22 protein-coding genes and 1 tRNA gene are annotated in these 24806 nt (G+C 47.5%); 15 read left to right on the plus strand and 8 right to left on the minus strand.

The window, feature by feature from the left end; translation table 11 throughout:
- Positions 1-79: 79 nt before the first annotated feature.
- The 4 genes from EL262_RS04075 to EL262_RS04085 all read right to left on the minus strand — a co-directional run bounded on the left by EL262_RS04075 (position 80) and on the right by EL262_RS04085 (position 2681).
- Positions 80-1210: an ISAs1 family transposase gene (locus EL262_RS04075; protein WP_126464353.1), complete on the minus strand. Its 1131-nt coding sequence runs from the start codon at positions 1208-1210 to the stop codon at positions 80-82.
- A 247-nt stretch (positions 1211-1457) separates the two neighbouring features.
- Positions 1458-1531, minus strand: a tRNA-Asp gene (locus EL262_RS04080).
- Between the two features lie 146 nt (positions 1532-1677).
- Positions 1678-1899, minus strand: coding sequence for a hypothetical protein (locus EL262_RS10140; RefSeq protein WP_234394669.1), 222 nt, complete (start codon positions 1897-1899; stop codon positions 1678-1680).
- Complete coding sequence (locus EL262_RS04085) at positions 1896-2681, minus strand: lysylphosphatidylglycerol synthase transmembrane domain-containing protein (RefSeq protein ID WP_244919659.1); 786 nt, start codon at positions 2679-2681, stop codon at positions 1896-1898. Before EL262_RS04085 ends, EL262_RS10140 begins: the two co-directional genes overlap by 4 nt.
- A gap of 218 nt (positions 2682-2899) precedes the next feature.
- Here EL262_RS04085 and rsmA point away from each other — a divergent pair, with 218 nt between their 5' ends.
- The 4 genes from rsmA to ispG are packed head-to-tail and all read left to right on the plus strand — an operon-like array spanning position 2900 to position 8339.
- Entirely contained in the window at positions 2900-3685 is a 786-nt protein-coding gene (gene rsmA, locus EL262_RS04090; RefSeq protein ID WP_025837264.1) for a 16S rRNA (adenine(1518)-N(6)/adenine(1519)-N(6))-dimethyltransferase RsmA, read from the plus strand.
- Positions 3686-3709: 24 nt separating this feature from the next.
- Entirely contained in the window at positions 3710-5074 is a 1365-nt protein-coding gene (gene mgtE, locus EL262_RS04095) for a magnesium transporter (protein WP_036845163.1), read from the plus strand.
- Complete coding sequence (locus EL262_RS04100; protein WP_078735557.1) at positions 5064-6596, plus strand: glycoside hydrolase family 10-like protein; 1533 nt, start codon at positions 5064-5066, stop codon at positions 6594-6596. The genes mgtE and EL262_RS04100 overlap by 11 nt, the downstream gene beginning before the upstream one ends.
- 18 nt (positions 6597-6614) lie before the next feature.
- A complete protein-coding gene (ispG, locus tag EL262_RS04105) occupies positions 6615-8339 on the plus strand; it encodes a (E)-4-hydroxy-3-methylbut-2-enyl-diphosphate synthase (RefSeq protein WP_025837262.1) in 1725 nt (574 codons plus the stop codon).
- A gap of 67 nt (positions 8340-8406) precedes the next feature.
- Here the strand turns inward: ispG and EL262_RS04110 are convergent, their stop codons facing one another.
- Together EL262_RS04110 and dacB are read right to left on the minus strand one after the other, a co-directional pair.
- Entirely contained in the window at positions 8407-9129 is a 723-nt protein-coding gene (locus tag EL262_RS04110; RefSeq protein ID WP_025837260.1) for a 2-phosphosulfolactate phosphatase, read from the minus strand.
- An 82-nt stretch (positions 9130-9211) separates the two neighbouring features.
- Positions 9212-10690, minus strand: a complete 1479-nt coding sequence (gene dacB, locus EL262_RS04115; RefSeq protein ID WP_025837258.1) for a D-alanyl-D-alanine carboxypeptidase/D-alanyl-D-alanine endopeptidase — start codon at positions 10688-10690, stop codon at positions 9212-9214.
- A gap of 91 nt (positions 10691-10781) precedes the next feature.
- On the opposite strand from dacB, the gene EL262_RS04120 reads away from it, so the two are divergent.
- The 7 genes from EL262_RS04120 (at position 10782) to EL262_RS04150 (ending at position 20724) form a co-directional block, all read left to right on the plus strand.
- Positions 10782-11957 (plus strand): AI-2E family transporter, encoded by a 1176-nt coding sequence (locus EL262_RS04120; RefSeq protein ID WP_025837256.1) that lies wholly within the window; start codon positions 10782-10784, stop codon positions 11955-11957.
- Positions 11958-12194: 237 nt separating this feature from the next.
- On the plus strand, positions 12195-13292 hold the full coding sequence (locus EL262_RS04125; protein WP_025837255.1) for a redoxin domain-containing protein: 1098 nt from the start codon (positions 12195-12197) through the stop codon (positions 13290-13292).
- A 247-nt stretch (positions 13293-13539) separates the two neighbouring features.
- Positions 13540-15600: a TonB-dependent receptor plug domain-containing protein gene (locus tag EL262_RS04130; RefSeq protein ID WP_051522656.1), complete on the plus strand. Its 2061-nt coding sequence runs from the start codon at positions 13540-13542 to the stop codon at positions 15598-15600.
- 27 nt (positions 15601-15627) lie between these two features.
- A complete protein-coding gene (locus EL262_RS04135; protein ID WP_025837250.1) occupies positions 15628-16305 on the plus strand; it encodes an HmuY family protein in 678 nt (225 codons plus the stop codon).
- A gap of 149 nt (positions 16306-16454) precedes the next feature.
- Positions 16455-17981 (plus strand): PepSY-associated TM helix domain-containing protein, encoded by a 1527-nt coding sequence (locus tag EL262_RS04140; RefSeq protein WP_025837248.1) that lies wholly within the window; start codon positions 16455-16457, stop codon positions 17979-17981.
- 275 nt (positions 17982-18256) lie between these two features.
- Positions 18257-18955, plus strand: coding sequence for a DUF5020 family protein (locus EL262_RS04145; RefSeq protein WP_025837246.1), 699 nt, complete (start codon positions 18257-18259; stop codon positions 18953-18955).
- Between the two features lie 104 nt (positions 18956-19059).
- Entirely contained in the window at positions 19060-20724 is a 1665-nt protein-coding gene (locus tag EL262_RS04150) for a hypothetical protein (protein WP_078735559.1), read from the plus strand.
- A gap of 89 nt (positions 20725-20813) precedes the next feature.
- On the opposite strand, the gene EL262_RS04155 is transcribed toward EL262_RS04150, so the two are convergent.
- Together EL262_RS04155 and EL262_RS04160 are read right to left on the minus strand one after the other, a co-directional pair.
- Positions 20814-21443 (minus strand): GNAT family N-acetyltransferase, encoded by a 630-nt coding sequence (locus tag EL262_RS04155; RefSeq protein WP_025837240.1) that lies wholly within the window; start codon positions 21441-21443, stop codon positions 20814-20816.
- A gap of 9 nt (positions 21444-21452) precedes the next feature.
- The gene (locus tag EL262_RS04160; protein ID WP_052095440.1) at positions 21453-22358 is read right to left on the minus strand and encodes a DUF2156 domain-containing protein; all 906 of its coding nucleotides are present in this window, start codon (positions 22356-22358) and stop codon (positions 21453-21455) included.
- A gap of 592 nt (positions 22359-22950) precedes the next feature.
- Here EL262_RS04160 and rpmB point away from each other — a divergent pair.
- The 4 genes from rpmB (at position 22951) to EL262_RS04180 (ending at position 24790) form a co-directional block, all read left to right on the plus strand.
- A complete protein-coding gene (gene rpmB / locus EL262_RS04165) occupies positions 22951-23202 on the plus strand; it encodes a 50S ribosomal protein L28 (protein ID WP_025837238.1) in 252 nt (83 codons plus the stop codon).
- 23 nt (positions 23203-23225) lie between these two features.
- Positions 23226-23414: a 50S ribosomal protein L33 gene (rpmG, locus tag EL262_RS04170; RefSeq protein ID WP_025837236.1), complete on the plus strand. Its 189-nt coding sequence runs from the start codon at positions 23226-23228 to the stop codon at positions 23412-23414.
- Between the two features lie 25 nt (positions 23415-23439).
- The gene (locus EL262_RS04175; protein ID WP_078735560.1) at positions 23440-23595 is read left to right on the plus strand and encodes a DUF4295 domain-containing protein; all 156 of its coding nucleotides are present in this window, start codon (positions 23440-23442) and stop codon (positions 23593-23595) included.
- Positions 23596-23782: 187 nt separating this feature from the next.
- A complete protein-coding gene (locus EL262_RS04180; RefSeq protein ID WP_025837234.1) occupies positions 23783-24790 on the plus strand; it encodes an NAD-dependent epimerase/dehydratase family protein in 1008 nt (335 codons plus the stop codon).
- The last annotated feature ends 16 nt before the right edge of the window (positions 24791-24806 follow it).

Raw genomic sequence — 24806 nt, forward strand, 5'->3', positions numbered from 1 at the left:
TTAGCTTGTTTGCTCTGCAAAGGTAAGAAAATATTTTGATTTCTGCATGATGGAAGGTCGTTTTTACAGGGCTGACGCATTAAAATTGTATTGTCATTATTTGTTGAGGCTTCATTCGAGCAAGTTTTTTCTGAACACGAGGGATTGAAGACTTCATATTCGTCTTCAGTCGCTCTATAATGAGTAAATTAATCTTTTGAATGATATCCATAATCTGCGCCACATTCCTTGTTCTCTTGTGCGAGGCATCGTGTCCGAAATAGACATCCAAACAGTGATGCAACTTGTTCTCTATGGCCCAATGCCCACGAATAGTCTGTTTCAATAAAGAAAGATCTGTCAATGACGAAATGTAGTAGGCTGCTTCTTCACTCTTTTTATCGCTCTTTTTATCCCTTCGTTTACGTACAACTTTGTGTATCGACCTCAAGCCTTTCCAGCGAGCCAACACCTCGTTGGCTTTTATCTCCAGGGGATTGAGGATACTTTCATAGCGACGTGTTTCTATGCGTCCGTGAGATAGCTCTGTCTGCTCGTCAAGGAGGATATATTTCTGAAACAGAAGGCAGAAATAGGATTCTATCTCTTGCAGACTCAAACTTTGATTCGCTTTAACACACAATACATAGTCTCCACCCTTATCAATGATTCCTTCGGCAATGGCAGTTTGTGTTCCTATGGCATCAATGGAGACAACAGATCCGTTCAAGTCAAGCAAATGAAGAAGTTGATGTATAGCCGGTATTTCGTTTGTTTTTTGGTCGATGTAGAGTTGGGCAAGACTGCACATATCTTGTGGCGAAAAGGCAGAGACGACATGGGATTGTGTATCAAAAGAGAGTTTCTTGACTCCTTGCATCGTCTTGCCATCAATGCAAATATGCTTACCCGAAGTCACCGAGATAAACCCTTCAATCCATCGTTTGTAGGCCCCTTCAAAGGCTTCTACATCCAACAGACTGATGCTTCTGTTGAGGGTGTCATGAGAGGGCATGGTATGCGTAAGGCGATCACCGGTAAGCTTTTCGTACAGGCTTTTCAATTCTTCCTCATATTCCTCGGCATAATCTTCAATCTCATACCAAGAGGTGTTGCCTGAGAGTGTAGAGAGAAAAACGATCAGAAGTAAAAAGTCAAGAGGGTAAACTTTTTTACGGTCTATCCGTGGGTCTGAAATCATGCAGAGGCTTTCAAATAGAGAATGATACATAACTAACGTCCTTTTAATGACCATAAAAGTAATTAGAAAGTTCCTTTTTTAATGCGTCAGCCCTGGTCATTTTTATGGAGCGCAGTACGGATCTTGACTATCCCTGATGACTGGAGATGCAAATTTTCTCATCCGAGGCTCTTTGTCACCAGACTCCAAGTCGAAGCATCCACCTCATGGAACAAAGGTAGAATGCTCGATCAGAAAAGAAAAAAAAGGCTGATAGTCAATGACTATCAGCCTTTTGCGGTATGGACGGGACTCGAACCCGCGACCCCCTGCGTGACAGGCAGGTATTCTAACCAGCTGAACTACCACACCGTACTGTCTTAGCTTGTTTGCTCTGCAAAGGTAGGTATTATTTTTTATTCTGCAATAGGCAGTGGAGACATTTTCGACCTTTTTAGAGAAATCAGTTATCCCTAATTTCGCTAATCTACTGATTGACAATTCATTTTCTCCCCACGTTATTTTTTACCCAAGATCATATTTTTATTGACAAGTGGAAGGACTCCCATCGCAAGAAGTCCGATCAGTGTCGTAAAAAGGGTCTGAATAGTATGGACGATAAGAGCAAAAGAGGCGGCATCCGCCTTGGTGACTCCGAAGGTCGCAAGGGTATAAATGACCATAAAGTGCCATGCCCCCATACCGGCTTGGACAGGAGCTGCGACAGCGATACTGCTCATGATGAAGGCAATGAGCCCGATACGTATCCCAAGATCCGCAGTAAAACTAAAAGCAAAGAACGTAGTATAGAAGAAAAGAAAATACCCCCCCAAAGAAGGATCGAGTAGAGGATAAAGAGCCACTTTTGCTCAAGTGTTGCAATACTCTTGAGCCCGGCCCAGACATTCTTCATTGCACCGCTGATCTTCTGCACCAGCGCAAGGTGGCTGAAGTAACGCCACACAACATATATCACAGAAAGAAGGATCCCGAGGATGACATAGAGGATGTACGAACTAAAGATATTGCGGACAGTCTCAAAGAGAGAGGGGTTGCTCTCAAAGAATGTTTGAAAAAATCCGATATTGGACAACCCTGCAAAAGCAAGTAACAGCCCGACGATAACAAAATCAAAAGCCCTATCGATCAAAAGTGTGCCAAAGAGCTTGGGGAAACCTATGCACGAATAATGGCTCATAGCACCACACCGCCACACCTCGCCCATACGTGGCAGTGCCATATTGACAGCATAGTTGCCGTGGGTGGTCAGCACAGAGTTGATGCGACGAGGAGCTTCACCCGTAGCCTTGATGAGTATGTCCCAGCGGAGTCCCCTCACGGTATTGGCAATGAAACCGAAGACGAGCGATAGGGCAATGATCCCGAAGTCTGCATCGGACTTGAGGGTCTTCCAGAGCTCATTGAAGTCCATGTTGCGATAGAGTAACCAAAGGATGAGTAAGCCGAAGGCCAGTGGGATAAAAATACGTAGAGCGACAGAGAGTGCTTTGTTGAGTTTCATAGATACGCGGGCTTTTCTGCTCTTGGTGTTGATGTCCGAAAGGTGAGCGGGAGTGTTTTATCGGTCCCTTCTTTTTTCGTACATTTGTTATTGATATTGATAGTAGCTTGTGGTGTATTGAATATTCTATTCGATTCAGACAAGCAAATATAATACATATTCTTCAAAGAGTGGATGCGTGAGCACACCTCCTTGTCGAGTCCATAACCCCTTGTCAGATGAATTTAGTAAGAGCAAAGAAAGCACTCGGACAACACTTCCTCAAAGATCTCGACATAGCTGAACGCATAGCCATGTCGTTGGCCAATATATCCTTGCCCATCCTTGAGGTGGGACCTGGTATGGGTGTGCTCACCCAATACCTCATCGAGGCATATCCGGAAGTGAAGGTGGTGGAGATAGATACAGAGTCTGTGACATATCTTAACGAGCATTTCCCGTCTCTTCGTAAAGACATCATCGGTAAGGACTTTTTGAAAATGGACCTTCGCGAAGTCTTTGGTGGACGCCCGTTCATGGTGATCGGCAACTATCCATACAATATCAGTTCGCAAATATTTTTCCACATCCTGGAGTACCGTGACCTCATCCCTGCCTGTGGAGGGATGCTCCAAAAAGAGGTGGCCATGCGTCTGGCTTCCCCCCCCGGGAATAAAGACTACGGCATACTCAGTGTGTTGCTCCGTGCTTGGTACGACATCGAGTATTTGTTTACTGTGGATGAGCACGTATTTACCCCTCCTCCCAAAGTCAAGAGCGGTGTCATTCGCCTCGTACGTAACCAACGCCAAGACTTGGGCTGTGATGAGCGTTTGTTCAAGAACATCGTCAAAACAACCTTCAACAGGCGCAGAAAGACGATACGAAATTCGATCCGTCCGATCACAGGAGATGCCCCCTTACCGGAGACGCATCCATTGCTGGGCAAGAGGCCTGAGCAACTGGATGTCGAGGAGTTTGTCCAACTGGCTCACCTTGTGAGCGAAGTGCTTTCGAAAAACTAATAGCAGACATAGACAACATAGGGTATGGCTGAATTCACAAAAGCTGAGATCGAACAGCTGAAACAATATATAGAAGACCGCAACGATGAGGCGGTGCGCAGGATGCTCGCAGAGATGCACCCAGCCGATATTGCGGAGATCTTTGACGAACACTCGATCGAGGACACTATTTACCTCTATCGTCTCCTTGATGGCGATGCAGCCGCGGATGTCATCATGGAGCTTGACGAGGATGAGCGTCGTGATGTCCTTGAGAAGTTGACCAACGAAGAGATCGCAGAGACCTTCATCCTCAACATGGACACGGACGATGCGGTAGACCTCATGCGTGAACTGGACGAAGACCAGCAGGATGAGATCCTGTCGCATGTCTCCGATGTCGAGCAGGCAGGAGAGATCATCGACCTGCTTCGTTATGACGAAGGGACTGCCGGTGGTGCCATGCGTAAGGAAATGGTCGTCATCAACGAGAACTGGAGTATGCCTAAGTGTGTCGAGGAGATGCGACACCAAGCCGAAGAGTTGGACGAGCTCTATTATATCTATGTCGTTGATGATGAATACCGTCTCAAAGGGGTACTGCCGATCAAAAAGGTGATCACTAACCCTTCGGTCTCCAAGGTCAAGCACGTGATGGACAAGGATCCTATATCCATCGGTGTCGATGACCCCATCGAAGATGTGATCCAAGCCATCGAACGCTACGACCTTGTCGCCATCCCTGTCGTCGACAGCATAGGTCGTCTTGAGGGAGTCATCACTGTCGATGATGTCGTCGACGAGATGAGGGAACAACACGAGAAAGACTACCAACTCGCATCGGGTCTTACCCAAGATGTCGAGAGCTCGGATACCGTCATCCGTCAGACCGCAGCTCGCCTACCTTGGTTGCTCATCGGTATGCTCGGAGGGATAGGCAACTCTGTCATCCTCGGTGGATACGAGAGTATGTTTGCTGCCAACCCGACACTCCCCCTCTTCATCCCTCTCATCGGTGGCACCGGTGGCAATGTAGGCATACAGTCTTCGGCTATCGTTGTGCAAGGACTTGCAAACAACAGCATCAAAGACGGTGGGCTGTTCAGACTCTTGACAAAAGAACTTGCCGTATCGCTCATCAATGCGAGCATCATCAGCCTTGTTGTCTTTGTGTACAACTACTTCTACGTCAAAGATATTGTCGTGATGGCCTCCGTCTCGATCAGTCTCTTCTCTGTTGTCCTCTTCGCAAGTATCTTCGGCACCTTTGTGCCACTCATGTTGGACAAGCTCAACCTCGACCCTGCACGAGCGACAGGTCCTTTTATCACCATCACGAACGACCTCATAGGGATGTTCATCTATATGCTTATCACCACCTTGCTCAATTCGTACCTAAATGTTGTCTAAAGCTACCCACCTCGGTATCGTCATTTTAATGATCCTGGCACTCTTTTCATGCCGAAGCCGAAAGGATTTTATCGAACGCCAAGCGTCCAAATCATACAAAGCCGAATACATCCCAAAGAAGCACGAGATGCGAGCGGCTTGGCTTCCGACAGTCTTCCGAAGTGAGTATGCACAGATGACACCCGAGCAGATGAAAGCCGACTTCGTGCGCAAGCTCGATCAACTTCAAAGCATAGGATTCAACACTATCATCTTCCAGATCCGCCCAGAGAGCGATGCTTGGTATCGGAGTGATCTCGAGCCATGGAGTCGTTTTCTGACAGGGGTACAAGGTAACGCTCCTCAACCCGAATGGGATCCTATGGCTTTTCTTATCGAAGAATGCCACAAGAGGTGTATGGAGTTCCATGCATGGATCAATCCCTATAGAGCAGCCACCGGTGCAAACAACCAACTCTCTTATCTACACCCTTATCATCGACACCCAACATGGTTCTTGAAGTACAATAACCAGTTGTTGTATAACCCCGGACTTGAGGAGTGTCGAGAGTACATCTGCCTTGTCGTCGGAGACATTGTCAGACGTTATGACATCGATGCCATACACATGGATGATTACTTTTATCCTTATCCTGTGGCAGGTGTTCCCTTCCCTGATGCAGAGACATTCAGACGTCATCCGAGAGGCTTTTCGGACATCAACGAGTGGCGACGGGACAACGTAAACAAACTTATCGAAGAGATCAAAGCAACCATCGATGCCCACAAGCCGCACGTCCGATTTGGGATAAGCCCCTTCGGCATCTACCGCAACCAAAAGAACTGGTCCAAGGGCTCTCGCACCAACGGTCTTCAGAATTATGACGAACTCTTTGCCGATGTCCTGCTTTGGGACAAGATGGGCTGGGTCGACTACATCATGCCACAGCTCTATTGGGAGATGGGGCACAAGGCCGCAGATTATACCGAGCTGGCCTATTGGTGGCAAAAGCACCTCACGAAGGCACACTATTATATCGGTCAGAGTGTCGAACGCACGATGAAAGTCAATGAGCTTCACCCTAAGTTGGTCATCGCCCATGACACCTCCCACGGTGTAGCCATGTGGCCTGCGGATGAGATATTTAAAGACTTCAAGGGCATTGTCAGACAGCTCCGAGATGTGTATTGGTCACATCCGGCACTTACACCATCTTATGAAGGCATATCCTTGGGTGCCCACAGACCCGAGCCCGTTCAATCTGTTTGGATCGAAAAGGAAGAAGACGGAAGATACCTCAAGTGGCGCACACCTCTCTACGAAGGAGGAGCAGAGACAAAGTATTATGTCGTCTACGCATATGATCGTAGTCGCAGGGACACCAACGGAGCTTCGCCCGAAGACATTGTTGCCATCACGCAACACCCATTCTACAAATTGCCGGTACTCAACGGCAAGACAAAGGTCAGTTACTTCGTTACTCAAGTCAATCGGTACAATGCCGAGAGTCCGATGAGTAAACGAGTCAAGGCCGTCATCTAAATTCCTTTACAAAACTCAATGAACAGAAATACTAAAGTTTACGCTTATCACCGTCGCAAGACCCATCCCGTCAAGGTCGGAGGAGTCATCATCGGCGGTGATGCACCCATCGTCGTACAGTCGATGACCAATGTCAATACGAATGACATCGAAGCCGGGATAGCACAGACAAAGAGAATCGTCGAAGCAGGCGGAGCCATCGTCCGTTTCACAGCACAAGGCACACGCGAAGCCAAGGCACTTGCCGAAGTACGAGCAGGACTCAATACCGAAGGGATACACGTTCCCTTGGTTGCAGATATTCACTTCAATCCACAAGCAGCCTATGAGGCTGCCAAGCACATCGAAAAGGTTCGTATCAATCCCGGCAACTTCTATGACCCTGCACGAAAGTTCAAGACCATAGACTATACCGACGCTGAGTATGCTCAAGAGGTCGAAGGACTTCAGAAGTCCTTTGCCGAGTTTTTGGCACATTGCAAAGAACACGATACCGCCATACGCATCGGTGTCAATCACGGCTCACTCTCCGACCGCATTATGAGCCGTTACGGAGATACTCCCGAAGGCATGGTGGAGAGTTGCATGGAATTTCTTCAGGTCTGTGTCGCACAAAGTTTTTCAGATGTCGTCATCTCCATAAAAGCCTCCAACACCACTGTCATGACCACAACCGTACGCCTCCTCTGTGATCGTATGGCACAGTTGGGAATGACCTTTCCACTGCACCTCGGCGTGACCGAGGCCGGCGATGGAGAAGACGGTCGTGTCAAGAGCGCGACCGGTATCGGTTCACTTCTTGCCGATGGCATGGGTGATACCATCCGTGTCTCTCTCAGTGAAGCTCCCGAGGCAGAGATCCCCGTCGGTCGCCTTCTCGTGGAGTGTGTCACGGAGCAGGCCAACGCTCCGGCGGTCACATTCGGCTCGCCGGGAGAGGGGACACGCTCGGTCGAACTCTTTAATGGGCACCCCACTCCCATTGTGATGGCAAAGGCAACTCCCGAACTCAACGGTCTGAAAGCGGACGAGCGTCCCGACTTCATCATCCTTTCGGACCAAGACCACCCTGACGAATATCCTGAATATCGTTGTCTCTCTCTCAAAGATCTCGTGATCATCAAGGATGTAGATCTCCTTGCAGATCCTTCAAGTGTCCAAAACTTGTCTGAGGACAAGTTTCCGGTCATCGAGATCACTCATCCCAATATCCCTGATGTACTGAAATCCATCGGAGAAGTTGCACCACGACCTTATGTCATCAAGCTGAGTACATCTGCTCCGGCCCACGAAGTACCCGTACGTATGGGATACTATCTCGGAGGGACGCTCCTAAGGGGCGAGTGCGCAGGTCTATGGCTCGAAGCTCCATCGATGACAGCCATCGACCTCGTTCGACTCTCCTTCGGCCTGCTACAGTCTACCCGTCGCAGGATCACGAGGACCGAATACATCTCATGTCCCGGCTGTGGTCGCACACTCTTCGACCTCCAAGAGACCGTGGCACGAGTCAAGGCAGCCACAGGCCACCTCAAAGGTCTGAAGATCGGAGTGATGGGGTGTATCGTCAATGGCCCGGGCGAGATGGCAGATGCCGACTATGGTTATGTCGGCTCTTCTCCCGGTGACATCGATCTCTATAAAGGCAAAGAGTGCGTGGCTCGCAAGATCCCTCAGGCCGAAGCTGTAGACAGACTCATCGATCTGATACGCTCTCACGGCGACTGGGTCGATCCGGAGTAGATCCCACATCTGCGCAGTCACAGTCGGAGCTGTACAAATCCCTGACCGAGTCACCGAACGGTATTTTTCAGTAAGATAGTCCTCTCAATACTATCTCGTCCCCATTGCTTCCCGAAACAGTGGGGACAATGTTTATAACTCCCTCTGTCAGACAATAAGGGACAGCACCCTCTTTGCCCACACGTGCCATACGGGCGAAGTGATCGGAGCCCATGATGTAGTCCAACGGACGTTCTCTGTGAAGCTCCCACAGCTCTGCCATCATCCGCCCCGCATCGCTTGCGATGGAGTGAGACTGTGCGAGTCTCTGTACTAAAGCTCCGGCAAAGAATGCATCTTCGAGACAAAACTTCCCCTGCCATCCGGCACAGACACAGAGCACATCCCTACCCCCACATGCACGGACAACGGCATCGATGTTGAGGAAGCCACCGATGATGACCTCATGACCAAGATCGAGACAACGACGAATGGTCTTTGTACCATTTGTCGTCGTGAAATAGATATCCTGACCACCGACCTTCTCTGCCGTGTATTCTCCGGGGTCGTTACCAAACATCGCAAAATCGCACCTCAACACATTACGCTCCGCACCGACCAGAGCTCCGGCATGAGCCTTTTTCTGTGCCGTTTTAATATCCGCCAAAGGGTAGATCCTCCTTGCGCCATTGGCAAAAGCAGTGATGATTGTAGACGACGCTCTCAGCACGTCTATGACGATGCAGAGGACAGGCTTGGAGGAGTAAGTTTCAATGAGTTCAGGAGAGAGGACAATATCTACTGTATTCATATACACAAGGGTGTGTTGGTGTCTGAAGTTACGGAGATGATTACAAGTCGCGCCAATTAATATATTTCAACGACAGACCTACTTATCGTCCCACCTGAGCCATCTCAAGACCAAGTGCAGGTGCGAAGGTATCCAAGAGAATACCCTCAAAGACCTTTCTCATCTCTGAGTGACGCAGTGTGAAGTTGTTCGCCATCAGGGTTACTGTATACACCTTACCATCAGGAATTATAATATAGCCCGTATAGGCGATGACATTTTTAATCGATCCACTTTTGAGATAAGCTCGCCCGGCAAGCGGTGTTCCTTTGAGAAATGACGTCACCGTACCCTCTTTGCCTGCCATCGGAAGGGTCGTCATAAACAGATGTGTACTGTCACCACGGTAGACCTTCCCAAGAAGTGAAGAGAGGTAATTGGCGGTCACCTTATTTTCGGGCGAAAGTCCGGAGCCATCGAAGACATTGATCTCCTTGCCCGACAAGCCTCGTCCTTGCCAGTAGAGCCCGGACTGATGGAGAGCCGTCTGGGTAGGATTATGTCCCTCGATTGCGACCTTCCCGACCCAAGTGCAACGCAACAAGGATTCTGCATAGAGATTGATGCTGTGCACATTGGTGAGGCGAGCAAGCTCCATCATCGTAGGAGAGAGATGCTCATAAAGAAGTACCTTGTCTACGTCGGGGAGGAGTCCAGAGGTGCGACTTTCGCCTTGAATGGATATCCCCTTCTTCTTCAAGGTCATCGCAAGATACTGAGCAAAGAAGAGAGGCGGATCAGGGATGTCGCCCCTGATGTGCCACTGTTTGACACCAGCAGGATAGATACCTGTAATGAGATGCACCTGTTCACCGGACGAAGGACGGGCAATATACAAAGAGTCTGTCTTACGGGATTTAGAGATGACATAACTCCTCTTCAGTTTAAGTCCGGGGACAGAGGGGGTGTGAGTGAACTTACGACCGTAATCGGTGAAGATGACATTGTAACTATTGTCAAAAAGGTTGAGGGCGTAGGCCCCCGCAGCATAATGATTGCCCATATCGTAGTGCAGCCAGCGAGGATTGAGCCCTTGGTGATCGAAGGATTTGGGAGAGAGTGCAATGATGTTCCCCTTGATCTTCTTGACCCCTTTAGCGGTCAAAGCGTGTGCGACATTATTGAAGAAGGAGTCAGCCGAAGTGTCCTTGAGATGACGAGATCCTATCGAAGGATCACCTTCGCCGACGATCAACACATCACCCGACAGCACACCCTCCGAGATGACACCTGTCGTATAGAGCTTGGTCGAAAGACGGGTCTCGGGCGAGACACACTCCAGGGCTGTGGCCGTGGTGAGGACTTTGAGGGTGCTGGCAGGGGTCATCAGATAGGACGAACGTATATCGACAAGGGATTCGCCCGTCTCGGCATCTTGGACACACAGAGACCAAAAGACATTTTTGAGCACTTCGGGCTCCATGGGGGTACGCACATTTTGTGCCACAATCATGGAGGGGGTGAAGAGAGCCAAAAGAAATAGAAATCGTTTGGCTACAGTGCTGTGTGTGAGATTTATCATATTATTTTGTGTATCTTTGTTTGAAGCGACCTATGCTGTGCTATACAAGAGACAGCTATGTCCACAAAGATATTGATAATTGATGACAGTAATGAAAGATTTTTTCACCAAACCCTTCACACTGGATCGTATAGCACGCATCGTCATCTCTGTGCTCATCGTCATCCTGATCGCATACGTTGTACGTGAGCTCATGCCGATTCTCCTACCCTTTGGGTTAGCATGGTTGGTGGCTTATATGCTGATGCCCGTAGTCCTGTTTTTCCAAAAGAAACTAAAGTTCAAAAGCCGTATATTGTCGATCCTCACCGTTCTCTTTTTGCTTATCTCGATCGTCACGGGCATTGTCCTTCTCCTGCTTCCTTCGATCAAAGAAGAGGTCAGCAAGGGCTGGGAGCTTATATCGTTTTATGCCAGCTCTGAGGCTCTGCTGAACATCTTACCCGAGAGTCTGAGGACTCGAATACTCGAATACACGGACATAGAGTCGTTCCTGACGGAGTTCAACCTCGAAAGCGTCCTCGATACGGCACGACAGTTTGTGACCAAGTCGTGGAGCCTGCTTATGAGTACCTTCTCATTCTTGATGGGGCTATTCGTGATCTTCCTCTTTGTACTATATCTCATCTTCATCTTGAATGACTATGAGTCACTCAACAAAGGTATCTTCCACCTGATGCCGAAGAAGACACACCCCTTCGTCAGCGAAGCCATAGACAATGTCGAGTACTATGTCAACAACTATTTCAAAGGGCAGTCGCTCATCGCCCTCTGTGTCGGTGTACTGCTGGCCATAGGCTTCAAGATCATAGGCCTCCCTATGGGGATCTCGATCGGGCTTCTGATCGGAGTCTTCAATCTCATCCCTTATATGCAGACACTTGGACTCATTCCGATAATACTGGCGTCTCTATTGAAAGCGGCAGATGCCGATCAGAACTTCTTTGTTGTCCTTCTCCTCTCGCTGGGCGTACTCGGTCTGGTACAAGTGATCCAAGACACAGTACTTGTCCCAAAGATCCTCGGTAAGACAATGGGCATGAAGCCTGCTGTCATCCTTCTCTCCCTCTCGGTATGGGGATCGCTCCTCGGTGTCATAGGGATGCTCTTTGCACTCCCACTTACGATGATCATCTACACTTATCACATGAAATACATCGTGGGTGAGCCCATCGAAAAGGGGGGACTCATCGAGCCTGCAAAGGAGTCCAAACTAAAAAAGTGGATCACAACCAAGTCCAAGGAAAAGGCTCAAATCGAAGAGTGATTTTGACCGGTGATCAGAACCCAAAGAGTTTGTAAATTCTACAAAACCGCATCGAATGTTTGCATATATGATCTACTTATAACGGAAGCGAGACACCCTCCCATGAGCTCATCAAAACTGATGCAAATATCTGGTAGAGATGATAATTTAGATCAAAACAATAGTCGATAAAGACAAAATATCTTTATCTTTGCGGTGTAAATACAACAAACAATTACTCACAACGAGATTAAAATCATGAAGAAAATCCTCCTATCAGCAGGTGCGCTTGCAATGGCGTTTGCTGCTTGTCAGACTCAACCACAAGGTTTTGAGCTGTCATCAACAGTCATGCCGGAAGAATTGAACGGCCAATATGTCTACGTAGGCATGCGTGGCGAAGACGAAAAGTTGGACTCTGTCCTTATCGAAAATCGCTCATTCAAGTACACTTCTAATGTCGATACAGTCAATGTATTCTATGTAAGATTTGGTGGTTATGCACTTCCTATCTTCAAGGATCAGACTAAGGCTGTCATCGTAGAAGACAGTACAGACATGAACGGCAGTGGCTTCACTGTGAAGGGCTCGAGACTATACGATCGCTTCACAGAGATGAACAACGAAATCGCAGAAGCCATCACCCCTCTAAGAGAAGAAGCACAAGCTCTCTACCAAGACACTGAAAAGACAATGGAAGAGAAGCAAGCTGCCATCGAAAATTACATGGCACAAATGGCTGAAAAGCAAAATGCTGTGGCTCAGAAGTACTTGGAAATCGAAAAGAACAACGTAATCGGTGTAATCGCATTCAGCAACATCTCTTTTGAAGAAGATAGCCAATACCTTGCAGCTTACGAAAATGCGTCTGACATCATCAAGAACAACGCTAACCTCAAGGATCGCTACGAAAACCTCAAGAACGCAGAAAAGACCCAAGTAGGTGCAGACTACATCGACTTCGACATCAAGGATGCAGAAGGTAACGTAACAAAGCTCTCTTCATTCATGGGCGAAGGTAAGTACCTCCTCGTAGACTTCTGGGCATCATGGTGTGGTCCCTGCCGTCGTGCTATGCCACACTTGGCAGACCTTCACAAGACTTATGCAGACAAGGGTCTTCGTGTCCTCAGTATCGGTACTTGGGAAAGAGATCCTGCAGACAACGCAAAGGCAATCGAAGAGCTTGAGGTCATGACTTGGGATGTTATCCTCGATACAGAAAGTAACGGTGCTAAGGTTTACGGTCTTACAGGTATCCCATCACTTCTCCTCATCTCTCCAGAAGGTAAGATCCTTGTTCGCACTCATAATCCTGAAGATGTAGATGCAGTAATCAAGGAAGTGATCAAGTAAGATCCGACTATCAGCTACAAATTGTAGCAGGCAGTATAAATAATACCCCTCGCTCCAGCAGCTTCTTGGAGCGAGGGGTATTGTTTTCGGTATTCTCAAAACAAAGTAATGACAACAGTGTCGCAATCGAAAAGACTTCAGCGACAAAATACCAATTTATAGTTATTGCAAGAGCAGAGCACAATATTTATTTTTGCAACATAAAAACCACAGTGCTAAAAAAACATCAATGTTCGCTTGCTCCTACATGAAGCTCCTTATCTTTGCAGCCACATTCCTCGGCGTCTTTGCACACATTACATCGATACAAGCTCAGCGACCGTCAAAAAGCCTCTTTGATGAGGATCGACAGCACGCTCTCAATGAGTTTGTCATCACTGCAACACGCACTCCAAAAAAGATTTCGGATTCTCCTGTCATGACACAAGTGATCACAGACAAGCAGATAGCAGAGAGAGGACTCACAGACATCAAATCGCTATTGATGCAGGAGGTGCCCGGCTTGACCTTCAACGAGGTCGGCTTCGGGACAAGCATCAATATGCAGGGCTTGGATGCCAAGCAAATCCTCTTTCTCATCGATGGTGAACGTATCGCAGGTGAGACAGGCAATAACATTGACTACCAACGCATCAGCCTTAGCAATATCGAACGTATAGAAATCGTCCAAGGCGCAGGATCGGCTCTCTATGGCACACAAGCGATGGGAGGTGTCATCAATATCATCACGAAGAAGCCCAAAGGACGGTTTCATGCCTCTTTAGATACGAAGTGGGCACCACTCTACGAGAAGAACTTCCCACAGATAGCATCAAATGATAAATACAAGCTCTTCAAGCGGAACGCCGACAGATCGAACTTTAATGGCACCCTCACCGCCTCTTACCGTCATAAAAAGTGGAGCACACAGACAACCGTCACTCACAGAAGTGCAGATGCTTTCAGCCTCTACGACACAGAAGGAGAGAAGAAGTATTACAAGGAATTTGACCTTACGGTCGCATCGCCGGTCAAGGAGGTGCCGACAAACGTTTCAGGATTTGGTCTGAACAGTCTGCGCCAAGCGTTTACTTTCACACTTGATGAGAGGTGGTCGCTCTCTGCTGTGGGGAGTCTCTACGAGATGAATAAGTATGACCTCAACCACGATAATCTATATGAGTACAACACTGATATATCAGGGACACTCTCGGGGACTTACAGACTCCACAATGAGGGGGAGATAAAGGCTTCGCTGTTTGCGGATCAATACAACAGATATAATAAGTTCGAACTGATTCAGGGGCGCAAAGATCTTATCTACAAACACCGCATGATACAACCTCGCCTATCCTACATACAGCGATTAGGGGAGCGTCACGAACTCAATATAGGTGCAGAGTACTTCGACGAGATGCTCTATACGGACAAGTTCACCAACGATAGCTACACCTCACGCAGTCATCACAGCAGTGCCCTGTATATCCAAGATGACTGGCAGATCACTTCTCGCATAGGCTTGGTAAGTGGATTACGAGCAGACTATCATGCTACTTATGGATTCAACCTTTCACCAAAACTTTCGGCAATATACAAGCTCCCGCCCATTACATTCCGCCTCAACTACGGCGCCGGATACCGCTCGCCAAGTATCAAGGAACTCTACATGAACTGGGATCACTTCGGGATGTTCATGATCTATGGTAACACCGACCTCAAGCCGGAGCGCAATCACCACCTCTCTCTCTCAACCGAATACATATCAAAACGTTTCTATGCGATCCTTTCGGGTTACATCAATGCCTTCTCCAACAAGATCGAAGGTATCTGGGGAAAGAACCAGAAAGAGCGTCGTTATCATAATATCCGGTCTACCGAACTCATGGGACTACAAGCCCAAGTCCGCTTCAACCCATTCATCGAAGGTCTCCAACTTCATGCTTCGGCCAATTATCTCCATCCAAGCGAAGTCAATGGCACCCAACTCAACTCTCAAAGCAAGTTCTCCGGCAACTTCAGAGCCGAATACGGTAAAAACTGGAAGAAACACGGATTGAACATCAACTTGACAGCATCCTACATCGGAAAGAAGGAGTTTGACATTCAAGATGATCTCAACCTAAAAGATCGGATCGTCAAGACCTTTTACACCACGACGATACCAAGCTATACGCTTTGGTATCTTGCAATGTCTTACAGTTACGACAGATTTGGCAGACTAACATTCGGGATAGACAACATCTTTGACTATCACGCCAAGATACATAGCTTTAACTCCTACACGGGCATCGGACGCAGTTGCTTCGTTGCTCTCCACTTGGAGATTTAATTTACTTACTAAACACCACAAACTTTTATGTACAAATCAATTTTCACGGTAGCACTGCTCTTCATAACAGGACTATTCACGCTCACCTCATGCGATAACAAAAACAACACTCCCGAACCTTCCCAAGGAACAGTAAAAGAGTATACACAAAGCCGAACTACTGATGTCAATGGCGAATGGGTTTACTTCTCATTTGCAACAGGTAAAGAAGTGGAGGGTGTGACAGAAGCCAACTACAAGGAAAGGTTGGACTGGGACCTTGCGTTCAACACCTTCTTCATCCGCACCAACAGCGGGCAGTCCGGCAAGGGCAAGGGTGGTGCGTACATGACCTTCAAGACTGACCTTGCAGCAGTTACTGAAGCCCCAAAGGATGACTATCTCACCGATGACACCTATCAACTATTGGGCTATGGAAGAGGCATCATCAGAAAGAGAAGCACTGCCAATGTTGAGCTCAGCGGCATATCCGACATAAAGACAGAGCCCAAGATCGAAATCAAGCTCGGTAAGGCAGTCTCATTCTATGGTGCACCTCCTACATACGTTTACAAGGCGAGCGACAACATCTTTGTCATCCGCACTGCTGACGGCAAGTATGCCAAGGTGAAGTTCATCAGTTACAAGAATGCAGAGGGCAAGCCGGGCTACATCACATTCCAATATGTATATCAGCCCGACGGCTCCACCAACCTTGGCAAGTAATCCAAGGCAACCCCAACTCTTCGATCATGAAAGTGATCTAAAAAATACGACAACCTGCACTCCATCCTGTTTAAGGATGGAATGCAGGTTGTTTCTTTTGTCTTTGTCCCTCCTCCACACCGGTATCGACACTAATCTATCTTAGTAGTATGCGAAAGTTTCTCCTCAAGACCCACAAGTGGGTGAGCATCGTCTTCATTTTCTTCATCTTTATGTTTGCCCTCTCGGGGATCATCCTCAACCATCGTACAGCCTTTTCAGGGTTGGATATTTCACGTGCACACCTTCCGAAGCACTACGAGTACGAAAACTGGGACAACGGCAGTGTGACAGGGACACTCACCCTCAAGGATGGCTCTGTGTGGATGTACGGAGGCATAGGGGTATGGGAAACAGATCCGTTGGGCTCCTCCTTCAAGACTCACAACGAAGGCTTGTCCCAAGGTGCCGACCATCTCGGCATCCGCTCCCTCGCAGAGACTACTTCAGGAGGTCTCTATGCGCTTTCACCATTTGCTCTTTACAAGTATGACGCCCCCCAAGACCGCTGGCAAGTCCTCGAAGATCTGCCTAAGCCCGAGAAGTACTACACCGACCTCATCGCTCATGGCGATAGCCTGATACTACTCTCACGCTCACACCTCTATCTCTCCGAGGGGGAAGGCAAGGGCTTCAAGGAGCTCGAGCTCTCCGTTCCTGAGGGATACAGCCCCAAGGTCTCACTCTTCCGTATGCTGTGGTTACTTCACAGTGGCGAACTCTTCGGTCTTCCCGGGCAGCTCGTCGTTGATGGCGTGGGGATCATCCTCATCATCCTCTGTGTCACAGGCCTCATCATCACCATCCGCATGATGATTACCAAGAGAAGAAAAAAGAAAGGACTCAAGACCGATGGGACCGTGACGAGGAAGTCCCTAAAGCTCCACAACAAGCTCGGCAGTCTCTTTCTCGCGCTACTGATCCTCGTGACATTTACAGGGATGTTTCTTCGTCCTCCCTTAATGATAGCAATCATCCGCTCCAAGATAAGTCCCATGCCGGGGACAGAACTCTCGAGTGATAACCCTTGGCACGACAAGTTGAGGAAGATTCGTTTTGATCACGTACATCAAGACTGGTTGCTCTCGACCTCCGACGGCTTCTTCAGCCTTTCGGACCTCAATGCCCGACCTATAGCCCTGCCCCAAGCACCACCCGTGAGCGTCATGGGTATCAATGCGTGGGAACAGAAAGAGAACGGCCGATGGATCGCCGGCTCATTCAGTGGACTCTTCGAATGGAATAGAGAAGACGGCAGTTCCTTTGATCTCATAAAGAAAGAACCCTACAAGCAACGAAAAGGCGGTATGCCCACCTTCGATAATGCCATCAGCGGTTACTCCTCCGACTTTGCCCAAGGTGAGGTGCTATTTGACTACAACCGAGGAGCGAGACTTGTCACTGACGGCAGTGCGTTTGTCAAGATGCCCGATGGCATGAAGCCCGGGCGTATATCACTCTGGCACACGGCACTTGAGCTACATGTCGGTCGCCTCTATGACGGACTCCTCGGTCCCGTGGCTCCGATGTTCGTCTTCCTCGCAGGCTTCCTGCTCCTCAGTATCATCATCACCGGCTACATCATCTACCACAAGTGGCACAAGAGGCGCAAGAAGCAGATCTCCAAGAAGGCATAACCTCACCTCAATAAGCATAAACATCACAGTTTTCTGCCCCGAGACAGAACATATTCTATCGGACACCAGAACACATTCTGTCGAAGGACATACCCCTCTGCATTAGGCTTATCACGTTAATTATCGCTTACAGCATAGCTACTCTTTGTGAAAAGTCCTAAAAAGAGAGAGCTTTCCGATGCCCTTTCGACATAAGATTTAGTACAATTAAGAAATTACATTAACTTTGTCCCATTGGATAATCATTATTTAATGTCAAAGTAAAAAACAAAACAATGAAGAAACTATTTGCAATCGTTGCTCTTCTCGTGGCATCTATAGGTGTAGCAAATGCTCAGAACGTACAAGCACACTACAACGTGGGCAAGCGTATCGATAAGACAAATCAAGAGACACACTCTCCCATGATCTTGACGATCGAAAATCTTTCGTTTGACAAATGGGGACAGACCTTCTACTTCGTAGACTTGGAGCTCGGTGAAAAGATCATGGACTGCGCCTACCTCGAGATCGCAAGGGAACTAAAGTTTTGGAAGGCTCCTATCGCCTTTCACGTAGAGTATAACGGAGGCATATCTAAGTACGCTCCTATGAACCACACTTATCTTGGTGGTGTATCTTACCTCTGGGCGAAGAATGGCAATGCGTTTAACCTCAGCATGATGTATCGCCACGACCAAGGCTTCAATAAGCCCCACAATATGCAACTGACAGGGGTATGGTCTTGGACATCTTGGAACAGAGTCTTCACGCTCAACGGTTTTGCGGATCTATGGACGACAGACTTGGGCGAAAAGGGCAATGTCACATTCCTTGCGGAGCCACAAGCATGGATTAACCTCAACCAGTTTGTCGGAGTGTCTGACGACTTCAACCTCAGCATCGGTACAGAAGTCCGCCTTGCATACAACTTCATCAACAAGGATAAGTTCTGGGTACGTCCATCACTCGCACTCAAGTGGACATTCAAGTAATCCCACTCCGAAATAAAGAAAAAACGGGACAATCTTTTTAGGTTGTCTCGTTTTTTCTTTATACATTTGAAACATCGCATATATCAACATTATATTAAAGTCCTATGAAAACAACACTACGCCACTTTATTTTTGCGTCTATAGGCTCCGTCCTCTTGATCCTGGCGGGCTGTATGGACGACCAGAAAAAACCAGAGGAAAAGAAAAAAGAAGAACCTCAGACAAATGTCGAGAAAAAAGAGGAGCCTCCGAAGACCGAAGACAAGCAAAAGGAGGAGACTCCAAAAGAAGGAGAGAAAGGGAAAGACACACCCAAGACAGATGAGAACGACAAGACTCCGGAAGTAAAGGATCCGACACAAAATCAATACTTCATAAACTGGGAAAAGGAAACCCTTGAAGGCTTGAAAGTAGATCCAAGCTCCTACCTCAACTTTTCGGGTGAGGAAGATCACAAATACCTGGGGTTCACACTAGATACAGACCATGAGGGGGGGTTAGAAAAGAAGTTCCTGCTAAAGGGCATCCTTGATATGAGAAAAGTGTCCACCGATCCGCAGTACAAATGCCTTGTCAAAAAACTCTCTCTGTCATCTAACTCTATAAACCTTCACCCCTCTAGAATAGAGGTTGGAGGACATACGGTAGAAGTAGGCACTATTTATCAAGAAGCTGTCATAAATAGAGTTGAAACTGCATTTCAACCTATTAAAGACATGGATAAACCCTTCTTCATATCCGATGAGTTCACGAAGGGTCTGTATTCTTCTGCATTAGGCACTGCAGTACAAGGCTATGGTTCATATGTGATTGACGGTTACCATCAGGGCTTTATGAGTCAGTTCTACTCTTGCCTTGTCCCCAAAGCGATGCAAGAAGACTCAAATCCAAAAGTAAAACAAGCATTCGAAAATCTGATTGGCAAGCTTGACCAAATGGGTCTGAAGAAGCATATTCGCACAAATGGAGATCTTTACTATTATCACCTGAACCTCTTAGGAGGCTCAGGCAAAGTGACCGCGGATAACATCATAAATGCAGAGAAAGGAGAATTGAATCTCAAAAAATGGGCTCAAGACGTAGTAGACTCTAACGGATATGTGATAATGCTGAAGCAAAGATTTCTCTCCCCGGTGTCAGATATGATCATCGAAAAGAACTTCAGAGAGCGCCTATCCGATGATAATAAAGCCAGCCATCCAACCAAGGAGATTAAACCATTCATCGAAATCATGCGTATAAAGCCTGACAAAAACTTAAACTTGTATGATGTCGGCGCTTGTCTCTACACAAGAAATGGTGATAGAGTCCTGCTTACAAAATACCTTAACCCAAACTATTTTGAAGATAAACAAATGATGGAGGGTTATAAGAGCAAAGAAGGCTTTGATAAAGCTGCAAAGGCATTGAAAGAAGCACTTGCAAAGATCTTTACCCTTGAGATCAAAGTAAACTCAGCAGCTCGATTCAACAACCACGAGGAAGAAAAATTCTTCTATACTTTCTGCATACTCGACAAAAAGAGGGAAGCAATTCCGATAAAGAAGTACTTTATCTCGAACGAAAAACGCTTCATCATCTATAGTGGTCCTAATTATTTTGAGGGGGTAACGTTCTTTGCTACCAATGAGACCCTATCCTCCGAGATCGAACGTATGACTTCACTGTACGGAATTAAGGAGTGGGTAAAACGCTTGCCTGAAGAAAAGTTCGAATCCTTAATAAAACCCCATCGCTTCAGATCATCAAGATATGCCATAGGTTTATAAGATGACAAAACAAATGACAACACCCTTGGCATAGGATTATTCCTATTGCCAAGGGTGTTGTCGTTTATCTGCGAGTGTCCTTAGTAGACTTATACCATCGGGGCTTCTATGGGAGTATCGAGAGGTAGGGGGAGTGTGGTTGCGGAGAGCGGGTGTAGCATCCAGCCGACGAGGGGCTTCGGTTCGGAAGAGCCGTAGAGCTCGATATCCAGTTCGTGCGAACGACGATTAAAAACCTTTGCCCCCTTACCTGCCCTTACGATGGGCACGGTGGCGGATGCGACTGAAGGGGGAGTGCCTCCCGTCATCATCTCAAACCCGAAGGGGCGATAATACCCGATGAGAGACTCTTCCGCAGGGACGAGCGCCGCAACATCGTATCCCATGGTCGGTAGTTGTGCCAGTGTCTCCCTCAGCATCTTACCCATGATCCCTTGCCCTTGAAACTTCTTTGCCGTGCAGATCGCATAGAGGTATGCCACCTTGAGTCGCTTACCTTGGGCTGTTGTCGCCTCATAAGGCACGACTTGAATATGTGCCACCAATTCGTCTCCCTCAGCATAATACAAAAGAGTGCTCTCGGCATCGGCAACGAGGCTCAGTTGTGCCTCGTAATACGGCTCATAAGCCCCAAAAGCCTCGACAAGGAGTGCCAAAAGAGCTTTCTCCTGCACCTTGTCTGCAGGGTTGTATCTACGGAAGTGATAGGAAGGAGACATAGTATTGGGTTATTGACCTTGTTCGCAACGAAGTAGGATGATTTGCTTCTCAAGCATGATGGCAGGTCGGTAAGATAACTTAGCCTTACGCAACCCCTCTAAACCCAGATCTTCTTCTCTGTTGACATAAGTATATTGCTCAGGGATGTGAGCTGCAAACTCCTGATTGATGATCGTAAAAGCTCCATCGAAAGCGGTATCTGCCTTCTCGATATGGACTCCAAAAGTATCTTTATTGATCGGCATACCCATAGAGAACGCTATGACCTGCCCATCGACACGAATACAGCCCCCGAGCATACCGATCTCGGCGTGCTCACGAAGAGCTTTGACGACCATGTCCCTCTCTGCCTTGATGTCATCTGTACGCTCGCTGTTGCAGAACCAACGCTCTTCGAGAGCAATACAGTCCTCGACATTGGCGGCAGATATCTCCTCATACTTATAGTCGGGGTAAGTGGTCTTGAAGCGATTGATATGATTGCGCTTGCTCTGAAGTTTCTTGCCCGAGAGGGTGACCAGCTTCTCCCGCTCATAGATATAATCGGTGTAGTTTTCGTTGGCAAGGACATGGATATTACCACAATATGACTCATTCAGAGCCTCAACACCCTCGGCAGTCACCGCCATGAAGGTAAGCATGTATCCCATCTCCTTGAAGTCCGCATTGAGGTCTGCCAGCACGCCCTCGAAGTCGCCATCCCCTATGGGCATAAGGCAAGCAGGACGCCCATCCGATGAGAGGAAGCGGACAATCATCATCCCCTTGTGAAAGGCAACCTGGGTATCGTAGTACCCACCCCAATTGTAGAGGTTGGCAAACGAATAGTCACAGTTGCGATAGGGAGACTCAGCCGTAAAAGCCATTATCCTATCCTTGTGAGCAAGAGACACTCTTTCAAATTTTATTATCATGTGTTTGCGTAGCTTTGTATGTAGACGGCCACAGAGTCCGAAAGTAAAAACATAAAATCCAATCTTTCTATCCGCTGTCATCCTATTCTCTCTCGGCGCAAGGCCAGCATTCTGTGGGAGGGCAGAATGTTTTCTGTCCCATGTCAGAACGCTTTCTGTCCTGCTTCGTAGTATATTCTGTCAAGGATAAGTCGAAGAGAGCAGGAGTGATCATTAAGTTTCGGTGCCGCCAAATTATTTGTGCAAATATACTCGAATCTCCACTGAACTCGAAATAATTTGCATAAATTCACATGAAAAGTTGCGAGAATACTGACAAAAGAATCATCAGTAACAATAGTCAGCAATATCTATCCCTAAAGAAATATCAGCCCCCAAACATTTTCACAATAAAGAAAACATAGTTTCCTCATACACACTGATTTTATTCCATTCTTTTTCCGTAAATTTGCAGTCTCAATAGCTTATTATATATAGTTAAACAAGGGAGCAAACACTATGGTGCGTTTGGAAAATCCATAAAAAAGTTGTTACTTTGCACCCTTGATACGACTAACGTAAAGTAACACAAAACAATATACATAAAAAGAAGATGTCAAGAATTTGTCAAATCACCGGAAAGAAGGCGATGGTCGGAAACAACGTGTCGCACTCTAAGCGTCATACAAAGCGCACGTTTGAGGTAAATCTATTCGAGAGAAAATTCTACTGGGTAGAAGAAGGATGCTGGATCAAGATCAAGGTGTCTGCAGCAGGTCTCAGACTCATTAACAAAATCGGTCTCGACGCTGCTATCAAGAGAGGTCTCGAAACAGGAACTCTTAGAAAATGTACTATACTTTAATCTAAGGTAAAGAAACAAAGACAATGTCAAAGAAAGCGAAAGGTAATAGAATACAGGTCATCCTTGAGTGCACAGAACACAAGGAAAGCGGTATGCCCGGTACTTCAAGATACATTACCACAAAGAATAGAAAGAATACACCGCAACGCATGGAGCTCAAGAAGTACAATCCCATCTTGAAGCGCATGACAGTACACAAAGAAATTAAGTAATAAACTAAGAGAACTATAGTAGACCATGGCAAAGAAAGCAGTCGCAAATCTACAGAAGGGTGAAGGACGTACATTCTCTAAGGTAATCAAGATGGAGAAGTCTCCAAAGACAGGTGCATACGTATTTGTCGAAGAGATGGTTCCAAATGATGCCGTAAAAGACTACTTCAGCAAGAAGTAATCGAACCTTACAAAAAAGAAGGTACACTTTACGAGCAGGCGATACCATCAGACAGTGCGTGAAGCACTGGGATGCTTGCCGTAAACCCTTAATGCGCAAAATCATATGACATCGTAAGCCTGAAGAGACTCGAGCCTGCTTGAGTCCTTTGGGCTTTTTGTCGTACTCAAAAAAACAGTCAGAAGGCATGAAAAAACGAATACTCATCACGGGAGCCTCAGGCTTCATAGGCAGATACCTCGTCGAAGAAGCATTGGCTCAGGGGCTTGAGGTATGGGCAGGGGTACGCTCAAGTAGTTCGCTTCGCCACCTCTCAGACAGTCGCATCCATCGGATAGACTTGGATTATTCGTCAACAGACGCTCTTTTGACACAGATCAAAGCCCTGACCCAAGAGGGAGAGCCAGCGTGGCACTATGTCATACACAATGCCGGGGTGACAAAGACGGCTCAGACAAAGGACTTCTACCTTGTCAATGGCACCTATGCCGGCAACCTTTTCTCTGCCTTAGCCTCATCTCCCCTTCCTCCCGAACGAGTGGTGCTGATGAGTAGCCTGAGCACCTATGGTCCACCCATCGAGAAAGGATGCCCCATGCGTGCCGAAGATCCACAACGCCCCAACACCCATTACGGTCGCTCCAAGCTCCAAGGCGAAAAGGCTCTGCGAACATCAGGTCTCCCCTACTCGATCATGCTCCTTACGGGGGTATATGGCTCCGGAGATGCGGACTACTTCATGGCTGTCCGCGAAATCAACAAAGGACTGAATATACTCGCAGGCTGTAGGCCACAAGAGCTCACGTTTGTCCATGCATCTGATGTCGCCAGGGCAACTCTCTTTGTCCTAAACCACCCCAACACCTTGGGACATAGTTATATGCTCACAGACGGTGAAATATACCGAGACATTGACTTCGGGCGTACAGTACAAGAGCTACTGGGACGGAAACGAGCACTACACTTGAGAGCTCCGCTTCCGCTTGTGCGGTTTGCATGCCTCATAGGGGATGTCGTCGGAAAAATTACAGGGAAAGTGACACCCCTGAACAGCGACAAGTACAAGATCTTTGCCCAACGCTCATGGGCTTGTGATGACTCGCCAATACGGTCGTTAGGCTTCACCCCAAAGATTTCATTGAGAGAGGGCTTCAGAAAAGTCATAGAAGAGGCCCGAAAGGAGGGCAAACTATAACCACCCCTCAAAGGAA

Origin of the sequence: Porphyromonas cangingivalis (assembly GCF_900638305.1) — a bacterium.
GTDB classification, from domain to species: Bacteria; Bacteroidota; Bacteroidia; order Bacteroidales; family Porphyromonadaceae; genus Porphyromonas_A; species Porphyromonas_A cangingivalis.

Bases quoted from the DNA above. Each gene is read 5' to 3' on its own strand.
- EL262_RS04125 (WP_025837255.1), top strand. From the start codon at position 12,195: ATGAAGAAAATCCTCCTATCAGCAGGTGCGCTTGCAATGGCGTTTGCT.
- EL262_RS10140 (WP_234394669.1), bottom strand. From the start codon at position 1,899: ATGAGCAGTATCGCTGTCGCAGCTCCTGTCCAAGCCGGTATGGGGGCA.
- EL262_RS04140 (WP_025837248.1), top strand. From the start codon at position 16,455: ATGCGAAAGTTTCTCCTCAAGACCCACAAGTGGGTGAGCATCGTCTTC.
- rsmA (WP_025837264.1), top strand. From the start codon at position 2,900: ATGAATTTAGTAAGAGCAAAGAAAGCACTCGGACAACACTTCCTCAAA.
- EL262_RS04085 (WP_244919659.1), bottom strand. From the start codon at position 2,681: ATGAAACTCAACAAAGCACTCTCTGTCGCTCTACGTATTTTTATCCCA.
- rpmG (WP_025837236.1), top strand. From the start codon at position 23,226: ATGTCAAAGAAAGCGAAAGGTAATAGAATACAGGTCATCCTTGAGTGC.
- mgtE (WP_036845163.1), top strand. From the start codon at position 3,710: ATGGCTGAATTCACAAAAGCTGAGATCGAACAGCTGAAACAATATATA.
- EL262_RS04100 (WP_078735557.1), top strand. From the start codon at position 5,064: ATGTTGTCTAAAGCTACCCACCTCGGTATCGTCATTTTAATGATCCTG.
- EL262_RS04120 (WP_025837256.1), top strand. From the start codon at position 10,782: ATGAAAGATTTTTTCACCAAACCCTTCACACTGGATCGTATAGCACGC.
- ispG (WP_025837262.1), top strand. From the start codon at position 6,615: ATGAACAGAAATACTAAAGTTTACGCTTATCACCGTCGCAAGACCCAT.
- EL262_RS04075 (WP_126464353.1), bottom strand. From the start codon at position 1,210: ATGTATCATTCTCTATTTGAAAGCCTCTGCATGATTTCAGACCCACGG.
- EL262_RS04110 (WP_025837260.1), bottom strand. From the start codon at position 9,129: ATGAATACAGTAGATATTGTCCTCTCTCCTGAACTCATTGAAACTTAC.
- EL262_RS04175 (WP_078735560.1), top strand. From the start codon at position 23,440: ATGGCAAAGAAAGCAGTCGCAAATCTACAGAAGGGTGAAGGACGTACA.
- EL262_RS04155 (WP_025837240.1), bottom strand. From the start codon at position 21,443: ATGTCTCCTTCCTATCACTTCCGTAGATACAACCCTGCAGACAAGGTG.
- EL262_RS04150 (WP_078735559.1), top strand. From the start codon at position 19,060: ATGAAAACAACACTACGCCACTTTATTTTTGCGTCTATAGGCTCCGTC.
- EL262_RS04180 (WP_025837234.1), top strand. From the start codon at position 23,783: ATGAAAAAACGAATACTCATCACGGGAGCCTCAGGCTTCATAGGCAGA.
- EL262_RS04145 (WP_025837246.1), top strand. From the start codon at position 18,257: ATGAAGAAACTATTTGCAATCGTTGCTCTTCTCGTGGCATCTATAGGT.
- EL262_RS04130 (WP_051522656.1), top strand. From the start codon at position 13,540: ATGAAGCTCCTTATCTTTGCAGCCACATTCCTCGGCGTCTTTGCACAC.
- EL262_RS04160 (WP_052095440.1), bottom strand. From the start codon at position 22,358: ATGATAATAAAATTTGAAAGAGTGTCTCTTGCTCACAAGGATAGGATA.
- dacB (WP_025837258.1), bottom strand. From the start codon at position 10,690: ATGATAAATCTCACACACAGCACTGTAGCCAAACGATTTCTATTTCTT.
- EL262_RS04135 (WP_025837250.1), top strand. From the start codon at position 15,628: ATGTACAAATCAATTTTCACGGTAGCACTGCTCTTCATAACAGGACTA.
- rpmB (WP_025837238.1), top strand. From the start codon at position 22,951: ATGTCAAGAATTTGTCAAATCACCGGAAAGAAGGCGATGGTCGGAAAC.